Raw genomic sequence first — 16948 nt, 5'->3', positions numbered from 1 at the left:
TCAGCACTCCGTGTCTGTCACGGGTCACGGCACGGGGCCGCCCCGGGGTGGTCGGCGATTTCGCTCCAGTTTAGGTCAGCGTCAGGAGCACACGGACCACTCCGCGCCCTGGGGGCCGTCCTGCACGACGACGCCTGCGGCCGCCAGCCGGTCCCGGATCGTGTCCGCCAGGGCCCAGTCCTTCGCCTCCCGCGCGGCCGCGCGCTGGACCAGGAGGTCCTGCACGAGCGAGTCGAGCGCGCGGTGCTCCGCGCCGTCGGCGTCCTGTGGGCCGTCCAGGTCCATCAGCTGCAGCAGGCCCATGACGTCGCTCATCCCCGCGACGGCCGCGACCGCGGACCGCGCCGACGCCGGCTCCGGACCGGCGAGTGCCGAGTTGGCGGCGCGCACCGACTCGTGCAGCGCGGCGAGCGCCCGGGGGACGTTGAGGTCGTCGTCCATGGCCTCCGAGAACGCCTCGGGCACGTCCTGCGGGGTCCAGTCCAGCGCGAGTCCGGCGCGGAGCGCGGCGACCAGGACCGCCTCGACGCGCTCGACGGCGGCGGTGGCCTCCTGCAGGGACGTGGGCCGGTAGTCCAGCACCGACCGGTAGTGCGCCTGTCCCAGGTAGTAGCGCACGGCGAGCGGGCGCGCCTGCTCGAGCATGGCCTCCGGCGAGACGGTGTTGCCGATGGACTTGGACATCTTCTCGCCCTGGTACGTCACGAGCCCGTTGTGCAGCCAGAAGTTCGCGAACTCCCGCCCGGCCGCCGTGGACTGGGCCAGCTCGTTCTCGTGGTGCGGGAAGCGCAGGTCCAGCCCGCCGCCGTGGATGTCGAAGTGCGCGCCCAGGTACTTGTGGGCCATCGCCGAGCACTCCAGGTGCCAGCCCGGACGGCCCCTGCCCCAGGGGGAGTCCCACGACGCCGTGAGGGGTTCGCCCTCCTTGCGCCCCTTCCACAGGGCGAAGTCACGGGGATCCCGCTTGCCCCGGGGATCAGCGTCCGGGGCGTCCTGCATGTCCTCCACCCGCTGCCGGGTGAGCTCCCCGTAGCGGGGCCAGGAGCGGACGTCGAAGTAGACGTCCCCGGAATCGTCGAGGGCTGGGTACGCGTGCCCGGCGTCGACCAGCTCCTGGATCAGGGCGTGCATCTCCGGGACGTGCCCCGTGGCCCGCGGCTCGTAGGTGGGCCGGTCGATCCCCAGTGCGGCGTAGGCCCGTCCGAAGACCCCCTCGAACCGGTAGGCCAGCGCCCACCACTGCTCCAGCGGGTGCTCTCCGGTGAAGCCCTCCTGATAGGAGGCCGCCGAGTTGGCGAGGATCTTGTCGTCGATGTCCGTGACGTTGCGCACCGTGGTCACGCGGTAGCCGCGGAAGCGCAGCCACCGGGCCAGGACATCGAAGACGAGAGCGGAGCGCACGTGTCCGATGTGCGGCGCCCCCTGCACCGTGGCACCGCAGTAGTACAGCCCGGCCTCGCCGGGGTGCACGGGGACGAAGTCCCTGGTGGTCGCGGACGCAGTGTCGTAGAAGCGCAGAGTCACCGGACCAGTCTAACGGGGACGCCCGTGCGGCCCGTGACGCCGGACGCCCAGGACGTCCGGACAGGCGGACCAGCGGTACGTCCAGATGGCGGGGACGTTCAGGCGGTCGGGGCGTGCGGACCGACGGCACGTCCAGGTGCTCGGCACGTTTGGACGGGCCCGACGTTCAGGCCGGCAGCACGAGGGCCGTGGCGATCGCCGCGATACCCTCCCCGCGGCCCGTGAGGCCGAGGGCGTCCGTGGTGGTGGCGCTCAGGTGCACAGGAGCACCGGCCGCCTCCGTGAGCACGGCGGCGGCCTCCTCGCGCCGGGGTGCGAACCTGGGCCGGTTGCCGATCAGCTGCACGGACACGTTGCCCACCCGGAAGCCGGCCGTGGTCACGGTGCGCACGGCCTCGGAGAGGATCGCGACGCCGGAGGCCCCCGCCATCTCCGGACGGTCCGTGCCGAAGTGGGCGCCGAGGTCCCCCACCCCGGCTGCAGAGAACAGAGCGTCCGCGGCCGCGTGCGCCACGACGTCCCCGTCCGAGTGCCCGCTCAGACCGCGCTCGCCGGGCCACAGGAGCCCTGCGATCCACAGGGGGGTCCCCTCCGGGCCGAACGCGTGGACGTCCACGCCGATGCCGGTCAGGGGAAGGGGGTACGGAAGGGGGCTCAAGGTGCTCATGCGCTCATTCTCTCCGTTCCACGCCGGAGCGGGCCGCCACCACTGCCCGTGCGAGCAGCAGGTCCAGGGGACGGGTGACCTTGAAGGACTCCTCGTGGCCTTCGACGAAGTACACCGTGTGCTCGGGGGCGTGGCGCTCCACGAGACTGGCGTCGTCCGTGATGCCCTCGGGACCCGGGGTCGAGGCCGCGTCCGCCTCGCACTCCACCGGAAGCAGGCCGGCAGCCGCGTTGACCCTCACGAGCAGGGCGCGGTCGAAGCCCTGGGGGGTCTGCACGGACCGCAGGCCCGCGCGGTCCACGGTCCCGGTGCTCGCACCGGCCTCGTCCACGCCGCGCACCGTGTCCGTGACGGGCGTGACGGGCACAACCGCCGAGGCCTCGTTGTGAAGGGCGGCGACCACGCGCGCGAAGACGACGGGCGGGGTGAGACAGCGGGCGGCGTCGTGCACCAGGACGTGCTCCGTGTTCTCCGGCAGCTGCGCGAGAGCGCGGGCCACGGACTGCGCACGGGTGGCGCCGCCCGTCACCGCTCGCGCTCCCACGGCACGGGCGAGCGAGCTTAGCTCGGTGTCCCCCTCCGGCACGGTGACGACGACGGCCGCGGCGGGCAGTGCCTCACGCACGGTGCGCAGGGCGTGGGCGAGCAGGGGTCTGCCTGCCACGGGGACGAGCGCCTTGGGCATCCCGTACCCCAGCCGCGTGCCGGAGCCGGCGGCCACCACGACGACGGCGAGCCCGTCCGCAGTGGACGGGCTCGCAACATCAGGGTGTCTCATCAGGAGAGGAGAGGGTGGCTCAGGCGGCCGACAGGATGTCGTCCAGGCGCTTCTCCGCCTCTTCCTCGTCGATCTTCTTGGCCAGGGCCAGTTCGGAGGTGAGGATCTGCCGGGCCTTGGTCAGCATGCGCTTCTCGCCAGCGGAGAGTCCCTTGCCGCGGTCGCGACGCCAGAGGTCGCGCACGACCTCCGCGACCTTCAGGACGTCCCCGGAGGCAAGCTTCTCGAGGTTGGCCTTGTAACGGCGGGACCAGTTGGAGGCCTCCTCGGCGTCCTGGGCCTGCAGCACCGCGATGACCTCTTTGAGGCCGTCCTCGTCCACGACATCCCGGACGCCCACGAGGTCCACGTTCTCCGCGGGAACCTCGATCATCAGGTCTCCCTGGGTGACCTTGAGCCGGAGGTACATCTTCTCTTCGCCCTTGATGGTGCGAGTCTTGATCTCCTCGATGGTTGCAGCACCGTGGTGCGGATAGACAACCGTTTCGCCAACCTCAAATACCATGCACAAACCCCTTTCAGCCCACCAAGTCTACCACGGTGTATGATTCGCCACCCTGTGCTGGGACGCCCCTCGAACGCCGGGCCTGCGGCCCCGCACAGCCGCCGAGCCGCGCCACGGACGAGCCCGGGATGCAGACGATCCGTGGCCAAACCGATAGACTGACCTCAAATTGCCACACGCTGTCAGAGAGCCCGAGGAGTTCGTGCCGTGAAGAACGCCGCCCACAAGAAGTTGCAGCACCTCGGACTGGGTGCGGCAGCGCTTGCCGTCCTGACCAGCGTAAGCGGCTGCGCGTACATCAGCCCGCAGGCCACCACGGACAGCTTCGCCCCGGCGGACGGCATCCAGATGGACCTCGGGGACCTCAAGCTGCGCAACGTCCTGGTGGTCGCCAAGGATGCGAACTCCGAGGGCCGCGTGCTCGGCACGGTCATCAACAACGACGATGCCGCGCAGACCCTCACCATGGACGCGAGCGGCTCCACGGTGAAGATCGACGTTCCCGCCAACAAGGAGGTCATCCTGGAGAAGTCGGAGCCCGTGATGCTCGAGCGTGCCGGCGCCAACCCGGGTCTGATGGTGGACACCACCTTCCGCGCCGGCAGCGACGACGAGACCGTCTCGGTGCCCGTTCTGGACTACACCTACCCCCGCTACGCGAGCTTCATGCCCGGCGGCGTGCCCTCCACTCCGGCGAACCCCTCCAACACACCGAACGCGGAGAAGGCCGAGGGCGGTCACTGACCGCTCCCGGCCCTCTCGCCTGACGAGAAGAGGACCGTGACCCCAAAAGTCACGGTCCTCTTCTCGTGCCCGCACCGGCTCACGGCTCGAACTTGTACCCGAGACCCCGCACGGTGACGATGTGCCGCGGTGAGGACGGATCCGGTTCCACCTTGGAGCGCAGCCGCTTGACGTGGACGTCCAAGGTCTTGGTGTCCCCCACGTAGTCGGAGCCCCACACCCGGTCAATCAGCTGCCCGCGGGTGAGCACGCGGCCGGCGTTGCGCAGCAGCATCTCGAGCAGCTCGAACTCCTTCAGCGGCATGGCCACGGTCTCGGAGCCCACGTGCACCACGTGGCGCTCCACGTCCATGCGCACGGGCCCGGCCGAGACCGTGGCGGTGAGCAGCTCCTCGGGCTCGGCCCTGCGGCGCAGCACCGCCCTGATCCTGGCCACGAGCTCCCGGGAGGAGTAGGGCTTGGTCACGTAGTCGTCCGCCCCGAGCTCCAGGCCCACAACCTTGTCGATCTCCGCGTCCTTGGCGGTGAGCATGATGATCGGAACGCTCGAGCGCTGCCGGATCTGCTTGCACACCTCGGTGCCGGACTGCCCCGGCAGCATGAGGTCCAGCAGCACGAGATCCGCGCCGGCCCTGTCGAACTCGGCGACGGCGCTGATCCCGTCCGCAACAACGCTCACGTCGAAGCCCTCCCGGCCCAGCAGGTAGGCCAGCGGATCACTCAGGGACTCCTCGTCCTCCACCATGAGAATCTGGGTCACGCGCGTTCCTCCACTCGATCGTCGCGTTGCCCGCCGCTCGCGGGCTCCGCCTGGTCCTCGGGGTCGTCCATGGGCGGCAGCAGCAGTGTGAACGTGGAGCCACGCCCCGGCTGCGACCACACGGACACCTCGCCGCCGTGCTGCGCCATGACGTGCTTGACGATGCTCAGCCCCAGCCCCGTGCCGCCGGTCTGGCGGGAGCGCGCACTGTCCACCCGATAGAAGCGCTCGAAGATCCGGTCCTGCTCCGCATCGGAGATCCCCGGGCCCTGGTCCGTGACCGTGACCTGCACCATTCCCCCGCGCTCCCGCAGCCCCACACCCACGCGGGTGTCCTCCGGCGAGTATCGCACGGCGTTGTCGATCAGGTTGCGCACCGCCGTCACCAGCATGTCCGGGTCCCCGAACACAGGGATCTGCACGTGGCCCCCCACCTTCAGGGAGATGTTCCTGCTCTCCGCGGCGAGCCTGCTGCGCTCCACGGCCTCCTGCACGGTGCGGTTGACGTCCACCGCCGTGCCCTTGGCGACAACGTCCGTGCCCTGCAGTCTGGAGAGCTCGATGATGTCCTGCACCATCGCGCTCAGCCGGGCGGACTCCCGCTGCAGGCTCGCGGCGAAGTGCCGCACGGCGTCCTGGTCCTCGGCGGCGTCCTCGATGGCTTCGGAGAGCAGGCTGACGGCGCCCACGGGGGTCTTCAGCTCGTGGGAGACGTTGGCCACGAAGTCGTTGCGGATGGACTGGGCCCGCACGATCTCGGTCTGGTCGTCCGCGAGCAGCAGGATGTACTCGTCCGCGATGGTCACCACGCGCATGTCCAGCACGATGGAGCCCCGCTGCAGCTGGCCCCGCGAGAGCTCGAGGCGCCTCTCCTCGACCACTCCGTTGCGCCGGGTGCTGCGCACCATCTCCAGCAGCTCGTCGTGAACCACGGTGTGCCCGCGCACGAGACCGTAGGCGTACGCGGCGGGAGAGGCCTTCACGACTCCGTCCACGCCGTCGACCACCACGTACGCGAGGCCCAGAGCCGCGAGGATCTCCGCGGTGCCCTCGGGCAGTGTGGGCTCCTGGACGTCCGCGAGGAAGTGGCGACGGCGCTGGCTTGCCCGCACGGCGATCAGCCCGCTGATGCCGAGCAGGAAACCGATGAACCCGGCCAGCAGGGCAATCGTCGTCTCGCTCACGGTGCCAGCTTAGACGCCCGGATCCGCGGCGGGGCCCGGGATCCCTGCCCGCAGCGCGGTGGTTCAGCCAACGTTCACCTGGGCATGGTGGCGCGTTCACTCCCGCCTGTGAACCTGGGCGGAGGTGTGCGAATCCGTCGTGCCGTCTCCCCCGGTGGCAGCCGTGCCCTCCTGGACGCGTAAGCTCTGGGACCAAGAATTGCCCTGAACGAAAGGACGCCCTGTGCGCAAGGTTTTCCAGGCTGAACTCCACCAGGTCGGCGAAGAGCTGATTCAGATCGCCACGCTCGTGCAGCAGGCCCTCGGCAGCGCCCGCACGGCCTTCCTCGACGCAGACATCCAGGTGGCGGAGGAGGTCATCTCCAACGACGCCCGGATCGACTTCCTGCAGAACGACCTGGATGAGCGCTCGATCGACATCCTCGCCCTGCAGTCCCCCGTGGCCTCGGACCTGCGCATGATCGTGGGTGCGCTGCGCATGAGCGCCTCGCTGGAGCGCATGGGCGACCTCGCCCGGCACCTCGCGCAGCTTGCCCGCCTGCGCTTCCCGGAGCCCGTGCTCCCGGAGTCCATGCGGGGTCACTTCGAGCAGATGTTCGACATCGACCTCAAGCTCATCGCCCGCGTGATCACGGCGCTGGAGGACCGCGACATCAGTGAGACGGACGAGATCTTCGCCCTGAAGTCCGAACTCAACGTCAAGCACCAGCAGGTCTTCGAGATGCTCGCGGACCCCAGCTGGAACTCCTCGGTGCCCACCGCCGTGGACGTCACCCTCGCCTCGCGCTACCTCGAGCGGATCGGTGACCACGGCGTCTCCGTGGCCCGCAAGGTCTCCTACCTGGTCACCGGCGACTGGGCCCCCGCCACCGACTCCCGCCCCACCGGCCACGGCCACATCGGCACCGACGCCGGCGAGTGACGCGGCGGGCGACGGCGCGGCGTCCGGTGACGCGGCGACGTCGCCCCCTCCCGGCGCCCGGCACGCCCACCGGACCGCGAGCGCGGTCCGCGACGCCACCCCATCCCGGCCCATCCCGGCCACGACGACGGAATCCCCGTCACCCCACGTGGGGTGACGGGGATTCCGCGTTGTCGGGCGAAGGACTACTTCTTGCCCTGGTTCGCCACGGCCTTGATGGACTCGGCCGCGGCGTCCGGGTCCAGGTAGCGGCCACCGGCGGTCACGGGCCGGAAGTTCTCGTCGAGCTCGTAGTACAGCGGGATGCCCGTGGGGATGTTCAGCCCGGCGATGTCGTCGTCCGAGATGCCGTCCAGGTGCTTCACGAGCGCACGCAGGGAGTTGCCGTGCGCGGCCACCAGAACGGTCTTCCCGGCCTGCAGGTCCGGGACGATCTGCTCGTCCCAGTAGGGCAGGAAGCGCTCGAGGACGTCCTTGAGGCACTCGGTACGGGGCAGGTCCACGACGTCCGCGTACCGGGGGTCCCCGGCCTGGGACCACTCGGAGGAGTCGTCGATGGCGGGCGGCGGGGTGTCGTAGGAGCGGCGCCAGGTCATGAACTGCTCCTCGCCGTACTCCTCGCGGATCTCCGCCTTGTTCTTGCCCTGCAGGGCGCCGTAGTGGCGCTCGTTGAGACGCCAGGAGCGCTTGACGGGGATCCAGAGCCGGTCCGCGGCGTCGAGCGCGAGGTTGGCGGTGTTCATGGCGCGGCGCAGCAGGGACGTGTGGACCACGTCCGGCAGCAGGTCGTTCTCCGCGATCAGTTCACCGCCCCGCGTGGCCTCGGCGCGGCCCTTGTCGGTGAGCGGCACGTCCACCCAGCCGGTGAAGAGGTTCTTCTCGTTCCACTCGGACTGGCCGTGGCGCAGGAGGATGAGCTTGTGGGTCACTGAATCGTTAGCCATGCCCCCATTGTCCCACCCCGCGCGCGCAGGGGGAACGGGTGTCGCCCGGCAGCGGACCCGGTGCCAGTACAGTGTGCGTGTGCCAGCCCAGTCCCGCCCCGTGGGGTCCATCACCCGCGGCACCACCAACCCCAACCGGTTGCGCCGCGCGGACCGCTACCTCACCGGAGTGCTCGCACCGCTGCTGCGCCGCGCGCAGGATCCGCTGCTTGTGGACCTCGGCTTCGGCGCGGCCCCCGTGACCACCGTGGAGCTGCTGCAGCGCGCCCGCACGGCGCGCCCGGACGTGACGCTCGTGGGGGTGGAGATCGACCCGCAACGGGTCGACGCCGCCCGGGTCCACACCCGCCCGGGTCTCGAGTTCCGGCGCGGAGGCTTCGAGATCCCCACCGGTCCGCGCCGGCCCGTGTTCGTGCGGGCCTTCAACGTGCTGCGGCAGTACCCCGTGGAGGAGGTGCCCTGTGCCTGGGAGCTCGCGTGCTCACGGCTCGCGCCGGGCGGAGTGCTGATGGACGGGACGTGCGACGAGATCGGGCGGCTGGCCACCTGGATCTGCGTCACCGGGGAGGGGCCGCAGACGTTCACCGTGAGCATGCGCCCGGGCAGCTACGCCCTGCCGTCGGACGTGGCGGCGCGGCTGCCCAAGATCCTGATCCACCGCAACGTGCCCGGCGAGCGCGTGCACGACTTCCTGGCCGCCGCCGACGCCGCGTGGTCCGTCAACGCCGCGCTGTCCCCGTTCGGTCCGCGCCGACGCTGGATCGCCACGTGCCAGGACCTGAAGGCCGGCGGGTGGCCCGTCATGCACGGGCCGCGGCGGTGGCGGCTCGGGGAGCTCACGGTGTCCTGGGACGCCGTCGCCCCCTCCTGAGGTTCGACGCTCCGGGCCCTACCAGCGGCCGGGGTTGCGGGACTCCCCCGCCACGGCGGGTCGCACGTCCGCGAAGTACACGCCCGCGATCGTGGCGGCCACGAGCATGAGGATCAGCGAGCCCGAGCGAGGAACACCGAAGCTCACGAGCTGCAGCGTGGAGAAGACCGCGCTGAACACCGAGACCACGGCGGCACCGCCGGTGAGGGCCAGCCAGAACGTCTTGGTGCGCTTCCAGGCGCGTTCGAACTGCACCGCGGAACGGCGCACGCAGTCCAGCGCGGCAAGCAGCGCGAGCACCGCCACCACCAGGGTGATGGCGTAGTCCAGGTAGTTCGCCAGTACGAGGGCCCAGGGGTAGGAAGTCACGGGAGCAGTCTACCGATCCGCGAGCGCGTCGAGCCCGGGCAGCAGGTCCTCCCAGAGGTCCTCCACGTTCTCGATCCCCACGGACAGCCGCAGCAGGGACTCCGGCACGCTGGCGGGCTCCTCCGGATGGCGCCGCCGCCGCTCCACGAGGGACTCCACACCGCCCAGCGAGGTGGCCGGGGTCCACACGCGCAGCCCGGCGACGAGGCGCTCGGCCGCGGCGGCGTCGTCGTCGAGGACCACCGAGACCACCGACCCGAAGCCGCCGGCCATCTGGGCCGCGGCCCGCTCGTGGCCGGGATCCTGCGGCAGGCCCGGGTAGCGGACCTCCGCCACGGCCGGGTGCTCCGAGAGCCTGCGGGCGAGTTCCGCGGCGCTGGCCATGGAGCGCTCCACGCGCAGCGCCAGGGTGCGCACACCGCGCAGGGCGAGCCACGCCTCGAACGGGCCGGGAACGGCGCCCTCGAGGGTGCGCTGGGCGTGCAGCCGCTCGCGCAGCTCCGGCGTGGCGCACAGCACCGCGCCCATCAGCACGTCCGAGTGCCCCGCGATGTACTTGGTGGCCGAGTGCACCACGAGGTCCGCGCCGAGGGTCAGGGGCCGCTGCAGCAGGGGCGTGGCGAAGGTGTTGTCCACGCACGTGAGCACGCCCCGCTGCCGCGCACCGCTCAGCAGAGCGGGCAGGTCCGCGACCTCCAGCATGGGGTTGGTGGGGCTCTCGATCCACAGCATGTCGGCGCCGTCGAGGGCGTCCAGGGTGGCGCCGGTGTCCGCGACGTCCACGGTGCGCACGGAGAAGATCCCGCGCTGCTCCCACGCCCGGGCGAGCTGCATGCTTCCCTGGTAGCTGTGCCGCGGCAGCACGAGCGTGCCGCCCACGGGTACGAGCGTGAGCGCGGCGGTGATGGCCGCGAGCCCGGACGCGTAGGACAGCGCGGGGCACGGGGACTCCTCGAGCGCGGCGAGCACCTCCTCGAAGGCCTCCCACGTGGGGTTGGTCTGCCGGGCGTAGGAACGGTCCGTGTCCGCGACCTCACCCACCCCCCGGTAGGTGGAGGTCAGCACCACGGGAGGGTTCACGGGGGCGTCGTGCTCGTGTGCGGGGCGCCCGCCGGCAACCACCACGGTGTCTTTTCGCATCCCTCCACCCTAGTCCGGCCCCCGTCCGGCCCGGCGGCGGCCCACCGTGCGGTGCGCCCTGCCCACCCCGCACCGTCCGCTGTGGGTGTCCGGACCGGTGGCTACAGTGGTGCGCGTGAAGCAAACAACGCGCGGGGCGCTCATCGTGTTCGAAGGCGGTGACGGCGCCGGCAAGTCCACCCAGGTCGCGGCGCTCACCAGGGCCCTGCGCGAGTCCGGCGCCACCGTCACGTGCACGCGCGAACCCGGTGGCACCCCCCTGGCGGAGTCGGTGCGCTCCCTCGTGCTCGATCCCGCCCACGCCCCCGTGGACGCGGAGACCGAGGCGCTGCTCTTCGCCTCGGCGCGCGCGGACCACGTGGCGCGTCTGATCCGCCCGGCCCTGCAGCGCGGGGAGGTGGTGGTCTGCGACCGGTTCGTGGACTCCTCCGTGGCGTACCAGGGAGCGGGCCGCGGGCTCGGCGTGGAGCGCGTGCTCCAGCTCAACGAGTGGGCGCTGCGCGGGCTCGTACCGGACCTCACCGTGGTGCTGGACGTGGACCAGGACACCGCAGAGGCCCGGCGCGGCCTGCGGGGACTGGCCGCGGACCGCATGGAGTCCGAGGCCAGGGCCTTCCACGACGCCGTGAACGCCACCTTCCGTCGGCTCGCCGAGCGGGCGCCGGAGCGCTACCTCGTGCTCGACGCCGCCCAGCCCCCGGAGCGGATCGCGGAGCTGGTGCTCGACCGCGTGCGCGGTGTGGTTCCCGTGCGTGACGAGGTGGCCGGATGAGCGTGTGGGACGAGGTGGTGGGCCAGCCGCGCGTCGTCGAGCAGCTACAACGCGCCGCGCAGGACAAGGACCCCACCCACGCCTGGCTGTTCACGGGACCTCCCGGCTCGGGCCGTTCGACCGCGGCCCGCGCCCTCGCCGCCGCCCTGCTGTGCGAGCACGGCACCGGCTGCGGCCAGTGCCACGCGTGCCGCACCGCCTTCGCCGGCACGCACGCGGACGTCACGAACTTCGTCACGGAGAACCCGCAGATCAGCATCGAGGAAGCCCGCGAACTCGTGGTCAAGGCGCAGGACCGGCCCTCGGTGGGCTCGTGGCGCATCATGATCGTGGAGGACGCTGACCGCATGACGGAGCGCACCTCCAACGTGATGCTCAAGAGCATCGAGGAGCCGCCTCCCCACACCATCTGGCTGCTGTGTGCGCCCTCCCCCATGGACGTGCTCGTGACCATCCGGTCGCGCTGCCGCGCGGTGACGCTGAAGGTCCCGTCCGCGCAGGACGTCGCCCGGCTGCTCGTGGCCCGCCACGGTGTGCCGGAGCAGCGCGCTGAGCAGTGCGCACGGCTCGCCCAGTGCCACGTGGGCGTGGCCACCCGCCTCGCCCTGTACGACGACGCCCGCACCCGCCGCCAGGAAGTGGTCTCGCTGCCCCTGTCCATGCACGGGGTCACCCAGGCCGTGCGGGCCGCGGACCGGCTGCACCGCCTGGCGGTGGACGAGTCCGCGGCGGACGCGGAGGCCCGCAACGACGAGGAGCGGGCCCAGCTGCTCGTGTCCATGGGCGCCCCGGAGACCGGCCGCGTGCCACCGGCCATCCGCGGTGCGCTGAACCGGCTGGAGGCGGACCAGAAGCGTCGCTCCCGCCGGATCCAGACGGACACCCTGGACCGGTTCCTGATCGACCTCACCACGTTCTACCGGGACGTGCTGAGCGTCCAGCTGGGCACCGGGATGCCCCTGGTCAACGAGCACCTGGGGGAACAGATCCGGGGCTACGCGACGAACTCGTCCGCGGAGCAGACGCTGGAGAAGATCGACGTGATCAGCGAGACCCGGCAGCGCATCCGCACCAATGTGAGCGCCCAACTCGCGTTCGAGGCCATGATGGTCTCCATCGTCTGACCCCCCCGAGAGGACCCCGTGCACAACTCCCGTCCCCGCCGCGCCGCCGTGCTGCTCGGCGCCGTCGCCCTGTTCCTCACGGCCTGCTCCGGGGGCGGTCCCCAGGAGGCCAGGGGGTCTGCGGACCCCGACGTCACGGCGAGCGCGGACCCTGCGCTGGAGTCCTACTACACGCAGTCCCTCGACTGGGCTGGCTGCGGCACCACCAGCGAGGGCCAGCAGCTGCCGGAGGACGTCCAGTGCGCGGCGGTCACGGTCCCCGTGGACTACGCGAACCCGTCCGGAGGGAACACGCAGGTGGAGATCGCCCGGCTGCAGGCCACCGGTTCCTCGCCCGAGGGCGCCCTGTTCCTCAACCCCGGTGGGCCGGGCGGCTCCGGCGTGGACATGATGGCCTCCACGGACTACTTCACGTCCAAGGAAGTGCGCAAGGAGTTCGACCTGGTGGGCTTCGACCCGCGCGGGGTCGGCCGGTCGGACGGCATCCGCTGCCTCTCGGACCGCGAGATGGACGAGTGGCGGCAGGAGCCGGCCTTCGATCCCGCCAAGGAGTCCTTGGACGAGGTGCGCACGAGCTCCCGCGAGATCGGCGAGAAGTGCCACCGCAATTCCTCCACCGTGGTCTCCCACATGGACACCCAGAGCGTGGCGAAGGACCTGGACGTCCTGCGCGCCGTGCTGCGCCAGCCCGTGACGCACTACCTGGGCTTCTCCTACGGCACGGAGATCGGCGCCACGTACGCGCACCTGTTTCCCGCGCGCACGGGACGCATGGTGCTCGACGGCGCCGTGGACCCGACCCTCGACGAGCGTGCTTCCGCGCTGGCCCAGGCGGAGGGGTTCGAGGACAACCTGCGGCGCTTCGTGGCGGACTGCCAGGAGAACACCCGGGGGTGCGCCGTGGGCGAGGACGACGTGGACGCCGGGATGACGAAGATCAGGGAGATGCTGCGAGAGGTCTCGGAGGGCCGCACCGCCGTGTCCGACGGGCGCACACTGACGGCCACCAACGCGCTGGAGGGGATCCTGGTGCCCCTCTACTCGACCGCGGGCTATCCGCAGCTCGACAGTGCCCTGCAGGAGGCGTTCGACGGGAAGTACGAGGCCCTCATGGCGTTCTCGGACTCCAACCACGGGCGGAACTCCTCCGGCAAGTACACGAGCAACGTATCCATGGCCTTCACCGCGGTGAGCTGCCTGGACACGGACTCCGCTGACATCAGCGACGCGCAGATGGCCGACGCCGCCAAGGAGATGGCCACCAAGGCCCCCACGTTCGGCCCCTACCTCGGCTACGGTGCGGCCGCGTGCCAGGGGTGGCCGGACCGACCCGTGACCCCCCTCGTGGACTTCCACGCGGACACGGAGGCCCCCGCCCTCGTGGTGGGCACCACCCACGACCCGGCCACGCCCTACCCGTGGGCGCAGTCCCTGGTGAAGCAGCTCGGCGAGGCCCGACTGCTCACTCACGAGGGCTACGGCCACACCGCCTACACCTCGGGCAGTACGTGCGTGACCCGCGCCGTGGACGGCTACCTCCTGAACGGCGCCCTGCCCAATGAGGGGGCCGTGTGCGACGCGAGCTGAGGCCCACTGGGGCGGGCAGCTGATTGGTGGTGCCGCGCCGCGATCTGATACTGTTTCGGCGTGCATCTGGGGTTCTCGCATCCCCGGTCACGCCGCCTTAGCTCAGTCGGTAGAGCGATTCACTCGTAATGAATAGGTCGCCGGTTCGATTCCGGCAGGCGGCTCCGCAGAGGCCCCGTCACCACCAGGTGACGGGGCCTCTCCCGTTTCGCGGCCAGGCCTCGCGGCCATCCCCCGTGCGCCGAACCGCTGCGGCGGTCTCCACAGCTTCGGTGGCCTCCACGGGACGGGACGCCCCCCGCCGAACGCCGTCGTGACTGGAGCCCAAGGCCTACTCGGCCCGGGCAGCCGCCTCGAAGGCCGCGGGCTGTGTGCGCCGCAGCCACCGCGTGTGCACCCGGAAGTTGATCTCCACGAGCACGGAACCCACGAACGCGAAGGCGAGCGAGGCCCACAGCAGGGAGGCGTGGGGCACCTCGAACTGGTGGTACGTCAGGGAGAGCGGGACCACCACGACCAGCACGAGCCCCGCGTACATCGCAACCACGAGCGCCAGCCGGATCCGGGTCAGCGGGCGGGAGCCCACGCACAGGATCCACAGCCCCACGAGCACCAACACCAGGAAGCTCGACGTCTGGAACTCCCGCGTGGAGCTCGCGTGGTCCACGGTGCGCTCGTAGAGGTTCAGCCCCACCACGCACAGCGCCACGACCACGGCGCTCGGCACGGAGAAGTGCAGGGCCCGTTCGAGGTAGCCGGAGACGTAGCGGCGGCTGTTGGGGAGCATCGCCAGGATGAAGGACGGCGCGCCCAGCATCAGGAAGTCCGCCGTGGAGTACTGGCGGGGCAGGAACGGGAAGGTCCAGGCGAGCAGGCCCAGGACCACGCCCATCAGCACCGAGAACCCGGTCTTGGTGAGGAACAGGTGCGTGACGCGCTCGATGTTGGCGATGATCTTCCGTCCCTCAGCGAGTACGGACGGCAGCCGCGAGAACTGCCCGTCCAGCAGCACCAGACGGGAGACGGCCTTGGTGGCCGGCGCCGCGTTGCCCATGGCGATTCCGAGGTCCGCGTGCTTCAGCGCGAGGGCGTCGTTGATTCCGTCACCGGTCATCGCGACCACGCGCCCGCCCTCCTGCAGGCCCAGCACCATGTTCTTCTTCTGGTGCGGGGACACGCGGCCGAACACGCTGTGCTCCCGCGCGGCGCGGTGCAGCTCCTCGCCGTCGTCCGGCAACTGGGTGGCGTCGACCGCACCGTGGGAGACGTCCATCCCGGCCGTCCTGGCGGCGGCGGCCACCGTGGCGGGGTTGTCCCCGGAGAGGACCTTGAGATCGATCCCCTGCTCGGTGAAGTACGCCAGCGTCTCGCGGGCGTCCGAGCGGACCTGCTCACGGAAGGTCAGCAGCAGCTGCGGCTTCACGTCGGGCGGCAGCTCCTGAGCCGCGCGTCTGCGGCCGTCCTTGCCCGGCTCCGCCAGGACCAGGTGCTCGGCGCGGGAGAGCACCATCGTGCGCATCCCGGCGGTGGCGAGGTCCTGCGCGTGCTCCCGCGCCTCACGATGCTCTGCGTCCGCAAGCTGCACCTCCGGGGCACCCAGGATCCACGCGCCGGAGTCCGGGAACTCCACGCCGGAGAAGCGGTTCGCGGAGGAGAAGCCCAGCACCGCCACCGGTTCGTGCGGGTTGGGGTGCTCGTAGCCCTCGGCCAGTGCGGCGGCCGTGGGGTTCGCGTGCGGATCCGCGCCGAACCACGCGAGCGCGGCGGCGGCCTCCGGGGACGGTTCGACCACGTCCGCACGAGTAGCGGCGAGGTCCGCGGCGTCGTCGGGGGCGGCAGCGGGCGCCTCGTGGGCAGTGTCAGAGGGGGCCGACGGCGTGAGGCAGCGGGCGGCGTCGAAGGAGACGCCGCCCTCGGTCAGGGTCCCGGTCTTGTCGAAGCACACCGTGTCCACGCGCGCGAGCACCTCCACGGCGGGCTGCTCCTGGATCAGCACCTCCTGGCGAGCCAGCTTCACTGCGGCCACGGCGAAGGTGATCGTGGTCATCAGGGCGAGGCCCTGGGGCACCATCGAGGCCACGGAGGACACCGAGGCCACCAGGGCGTCCTGCCACGCCCCCGTGTCGAACGCGTGCTGCCAGCCCCCGGCCGCGCGCATCTGCCCGTTGAGCACCACCGCGATGATGGGGACCAGGGCAGTGGAGAGCCACCGGACCACCCGGGCGAGGGAATCGCGCAGCTCGGAGCGGATGGGGGCGAACTGTCGGGCCTCGTTGGCGAGCTTGAAGGCGTGGGACTTCCCGCCCACGGCCGTGACACGCACCGTGCCGGAACCGCTGGTGACGCTCGAGGCAGAGAGGACCTTGTCCCCGGGCTGCTTCACCACGGGGTCGTTCTCGCCGGTCAGCAGGGACTCGTCGATGTCCAAGCCGTCCGCCTCAAGCACCTCGCCGTCTGCCGGGACCTGGTCCCCGCGGGAGAGCAGCAGGACGTCGTCCAGCACGATCTCCTCGAGGGGAACCTTGGTGAGCACGCCGTCACGGCGCACGCTGGCGGGGTCCCGGCGCAGCAGCGCGATCTTGTCCAGCTGCCGCTTGGCCGAGAACTCCTGCACGAAGCCGATCACCACGTTGCTCACAGCTGCCACGAGGAACAGCAGGTCCAGCCAGCGCCCGAGTGCGATCACCACGGCACCGCACAGACCCAGCACGAGGTTGAACAGGGTGAACAGGTGGGTGCGGACGATCGCCCACAGGCTACGTGAGGTGCTGTTGGGCTGCGCGTTCGTCAGCCCGAGCTCCACCCTCTCGGCGACCTCCTGGGAGCTGAGGCCTTCCCGGGGCAGCGTCCCGTCATCGGCCCGTCCGGGGGTGCGTGCGGGGCTCGTGGTCCGGTGGGGCATGGATATCCTTGCGGGCTCGTCGTTGGTCCCCAGTCTATGAGTGGGGACTCCCCGGGTGCGTGACGCCTTGCCGGGCCCGGGGTGGGAACCCTGGCGGGAGCACAACCATTCCACGAGGCTCTGTTGCGCGAGAACAGCGCTCTATAACATGGGAG

General features: G+C 71.1%; 16 protein-coding genes and 1 tRNA gene. 7 read left to right on the top strand and 10 right to left on the bottom strand.

Features of this window, described 5'->3' with window-relative positions:
• Positions 1 to 81: 81 nt before the first annotated feature.
• The 4 genes from cysS to ABD264_RS06075 form a co-directional block, all read right to left on the bottom strand.
• Positions 82 to 1524: a cysteine--tRNA ligase gene (cysS, locus tag ABD264_RS06090; RefSeq protein ID WP_094393526.1), complete on the bottom strand. Its 1443-nt coding sequence runs from the start codon at positions 1522 to 1524 to the stop codon at positions 82 to 84.
• A 166-nt stretch (positions 1525 to 1690) separates the two neighbouring features.
• A complete protein-coding gene (gene ispF, locus ABD264_RS06085; RefSeq protein ID WP_055084096.1) occupies positions 1691 to 2191 on the bottom strand; it encodes a 2-C-methyl-D-erythritol 2,4-cyclodiphosphate synthase in 501 nt (166 codons plus the stop codon).
• Positions 2192 to 2195: 4 nt separating this feature from the next.
• Positions 2196 to 2969 carry a 2-C-methyl-D-erythritol 4-phosphate cytidylyltransferase gene (ispD, locus tag ABD264_RS06080; protein WP_055084098.1) on the bottom strand — a complete coding sequence of 258 codons (774 nt, stop codon included), beginning with the start codon at positions 2967 to 2969 and terminating at the stop codon, positions 2196 to 2198.
• A gap of 19 nt (positions 2970 to 2988) precedes the next feature.
• Complete coding sequence (locus ABD264_RS06075) at positions 2989 to 3474, bottom strand: CarD family transcriptional regulator (RefSeq protein WP_035960700.1); 486 nt, start codon at positions 3472 to 3474, stop codon at positions 2989 to 2991.
• 207 nt (positions 3475 to 3681) lie between these two features.
• Here ABD264_RS06075 and ABD264_RS06070 point away from each other — a divergent pair, with 207 nt between their 5' ends.
• Positions 3682 to 4218 carry a hypothetical protein gene (locus ABD264_RS06070; protein ID WP_344204953.1) on the top strand — a complete coding sequence of 179 codons (537 nt, stop codon included), beginning with the start codon at positions 3682 to 3684 and terminating at the stop codon, positions 4216 to 4218.
• Between the two features lie 79 nt (positions 4219 to 4297).
• On the opposite strand, the gene ABD264_RS06065 is transcribed toward ABD264_RS06070, so the two are convergent.
• Together ABD264_RS06065 and ABD264_RS06060 are read right to left on the bottom strand one after the other, a co-directional pair.
• A complete protein-coding gene (locus ABD264_RS06065) occupies positions 4298 to 4978 on the bottom strand; it encodes a response regulator transcription factor (RefSeq protein ID WP_094393525.1) in 681 nt (226 codons plus the stop codon).
• Positions 4975 to 6162, bottom strand: coding sequence for a sensor histidine kinase (locus tag ABD264_RS06060; protein ID WP_055084107.1), 1188 nt, complete (start codon positions 6160 to 6162; stop codon positions 4975 to 4977). Before ABD264_RS06060 ends, ABD264_RS06065 begins: the two co-directional genes overlap by 4 nt.
• A gap of 223 nt (positions 6163 to 6385) precedes the next feature.
• On the opposite strand from ABD264_RS06060, the gene phoU reads away from it, so the two are divergent.
• Complete coding sequence (gene phoU, locus ABD264_RS06055; protein ID WP_055084109.1) at positions 6386 to 7084, top strand: phosphate signaling complex protein PhoU; 699 nt, start codon at positions 6386 to 6388, stop codon at positions 7082 to 7084.
• Positions 7085 to 7269: 185 nt separating this feature from the next.
• Here phoU and ABD264_RS06050 read toward each other — a convergent pair whose 3' ends face one another.
• Entirely contained in the window at positions 7270 to 8028 is a 759-nt protein-coding gene (locus ABD264_RS06050; RefSeq protein ID WP_179229848.1) for a phosphoglyceromutase, read from the bottom strand.
• A 79-nt stretch (positions 8029 to 8107) separates the two neighbouring features.
• Here ABD264_RS06050 and ABD264_RS06045 point away from each other — a divergent pair, with 79 nt between their 5' ends.
• The gene (locus tag ABD264_RS06045; RefSeq protein WP_144943123.1) at positions 8108 to 8899 is read left to right on the top strand and encodes a class I SAM-dependent methyltransferase; all 792 of its coding nucleotides are present in this window, start codon (positions 8108 to 8110) and stop codon (positions 8897 to 8899) included.
• A gap of 18 nt (positions 8900 to 8917) precedes the next feature.
• Here the strand turns inward: ABD264_RS06045 and ABD264_RS06040 are convergent, their stop codons facing one another.
• On the bottom strand, positions 8918 to 9268 hold the full coding sequence (locus tag ABD264_RS06040) for a DUF2516 family protein (protein ID WP_055084115.1): 351 nt from the start codon (positions 9266 to 9268) through the stop codon (positions 8918 to 8920).
• A 9-nt stretch (positions 9269 to 9277) separates the two neighbouring features.
• Positions 9278 to 10408, bottom strand: a complete 1131-nt coding sequence (locus ABD264_RS06035) for a trans-sulfuration enzyme family protein (RefSeq protein WP_126874655.1) — start codon at positions 10406 to 10408, stop codon at positions 9278 to 9280.
• A 115-nt stretch (positions 10409 to 10523) separates the two neighbouring features.
• Here ABD264_RS06035 and tmk point away from each other — a divergent pair, with 115 nt between their 5' ends.
• The 4 genes from tmk to ABD264_RS06015 all read left to right on the top strand — a co-directional run bounded on the left by tmk (position 10524) and on the right by ABD264_RS06015 (position 14055).
• On the top strand, positions 10524 to 11180 hold the full coding sequence (tmk, locus tag ABD264_RS06030; RefSeq protein ID WP_144943122.1) for a dTMP kinase: 657 nt from the start codon (positions 10524 to 10526) through the stop codon (positions 11178 to 11180).
• Complete coding sequence (locus ABD264_RS06025; protein ID WP_144943121.1) at positions 11177 to 12304, top strand: DNA polymerase III subunit delta'; 1128 nt, start codon at positions 11177 to 11179, stop codon at positions 12302 to 12304. Before tmk ends, ABD264_RS06025 begins: the two co-directional genes overlap by 4 nt.
• Positions 12305 to 12322: 18 nt before the next feature.
• Positions 12323 to 13891 carry an alpha/beta hydrolase gene (locus ABD264_RS06020; RefSeq protein WP_344204945.1) on the top strand — a complete coding sequence of 523 codons (1569 nt, stop codon included), beginning with the start codon at positions 12323 to 12325 and terminating at the stop codon, positions 13889 to 13891.
• Positions 13892 to 13982: 91 nt separating this feature from the next.
• Positions 13983 to 14055: transfer RNA gene (locus tag ABD264_RS06015), tRNA-Thr, on the top strand.
• A gap of 167 nt (positions 14056 to 14222) precedes the next feature.
• Here the strand turns inward: ABD264_RS06015 and ABD264_RS06010 are convergent.
• The gene (locus tag ABD264_RS06010) at positions 14223 to 16793 is read right to left on the bottom strand and encodes an HAD-IC family P-type ATPase (RefSeq protein WP_344204943.1); all 2571 of its coding nucleotides are present in this window, start codon (positions 16791 to 16793) and stop codon (positions 14223 to 14225) included.
• Between the last annotated feature and the right edge of the window lie 155 nt (positions 16794 to 16948).

Origin of the sequence: Kocuria salsicia (assembly GCF_039532055.1) — a bacterium.
Classification (GTDB): Bacteria; Actinomycetota; Actinomycetes; order Actinomycetales; family Micrococcaceae; genus Kocuria; species Kocuria salsicia.
This window is presented reverse-complemented; position numbering and strand designations above follow the sequence as displayed.

Coding starts and splice junctions, on each gene's coding strand:
- ABD264_RS06035 (WP_126874655.1), bottom strand. CDS start 10,408: ATGCGAAAAGACACCGTGGTGGTTGCCGGCGGGCGCCCCGCACACGAG.
- ispD (WP_055084098.1), bottom strand. CDS start 2,969: ATGAGACACCCTGATGTTGCGAGCCCGTCCACTGCGGACGGGCTCGCC.
- ABD264_RS06025 (WP_144943121.1), top strand. CDS start 11,177: ATGAGCGTGTGGGACGAGGTGGTGGGCCAGCCGCGCGTCGTCGAGCAG.
- ABD264_RS06050 (WP_179229848.1), bottom strand. CDS start 8,028: ATGGCTAACGATTCAGTGACCCACAAGCTCATCCTCCTGCGCCACGGC.
- ispF (WP_055084096.1), bottom strand. CDS start 2,191: ATGAGCACCTTGAGCCCCCTTCCGTACCCCCTTCCCCTGACCGGCATC.
- ABD264_RS06010 (WP_344204943.1), bottom strand. CDS start 16,793: ATGCCCCACCGGACCACGAGCCCCGCACGCACCCCCGGACGGGCCGAT.
- ABD264_RS06075 (WP_035960700.1), bottom strand. CDS start 3,474: ATGGTATTTGAGGTTGGCGAAACGGTTGTCTATCCGCACCACGGTGCT.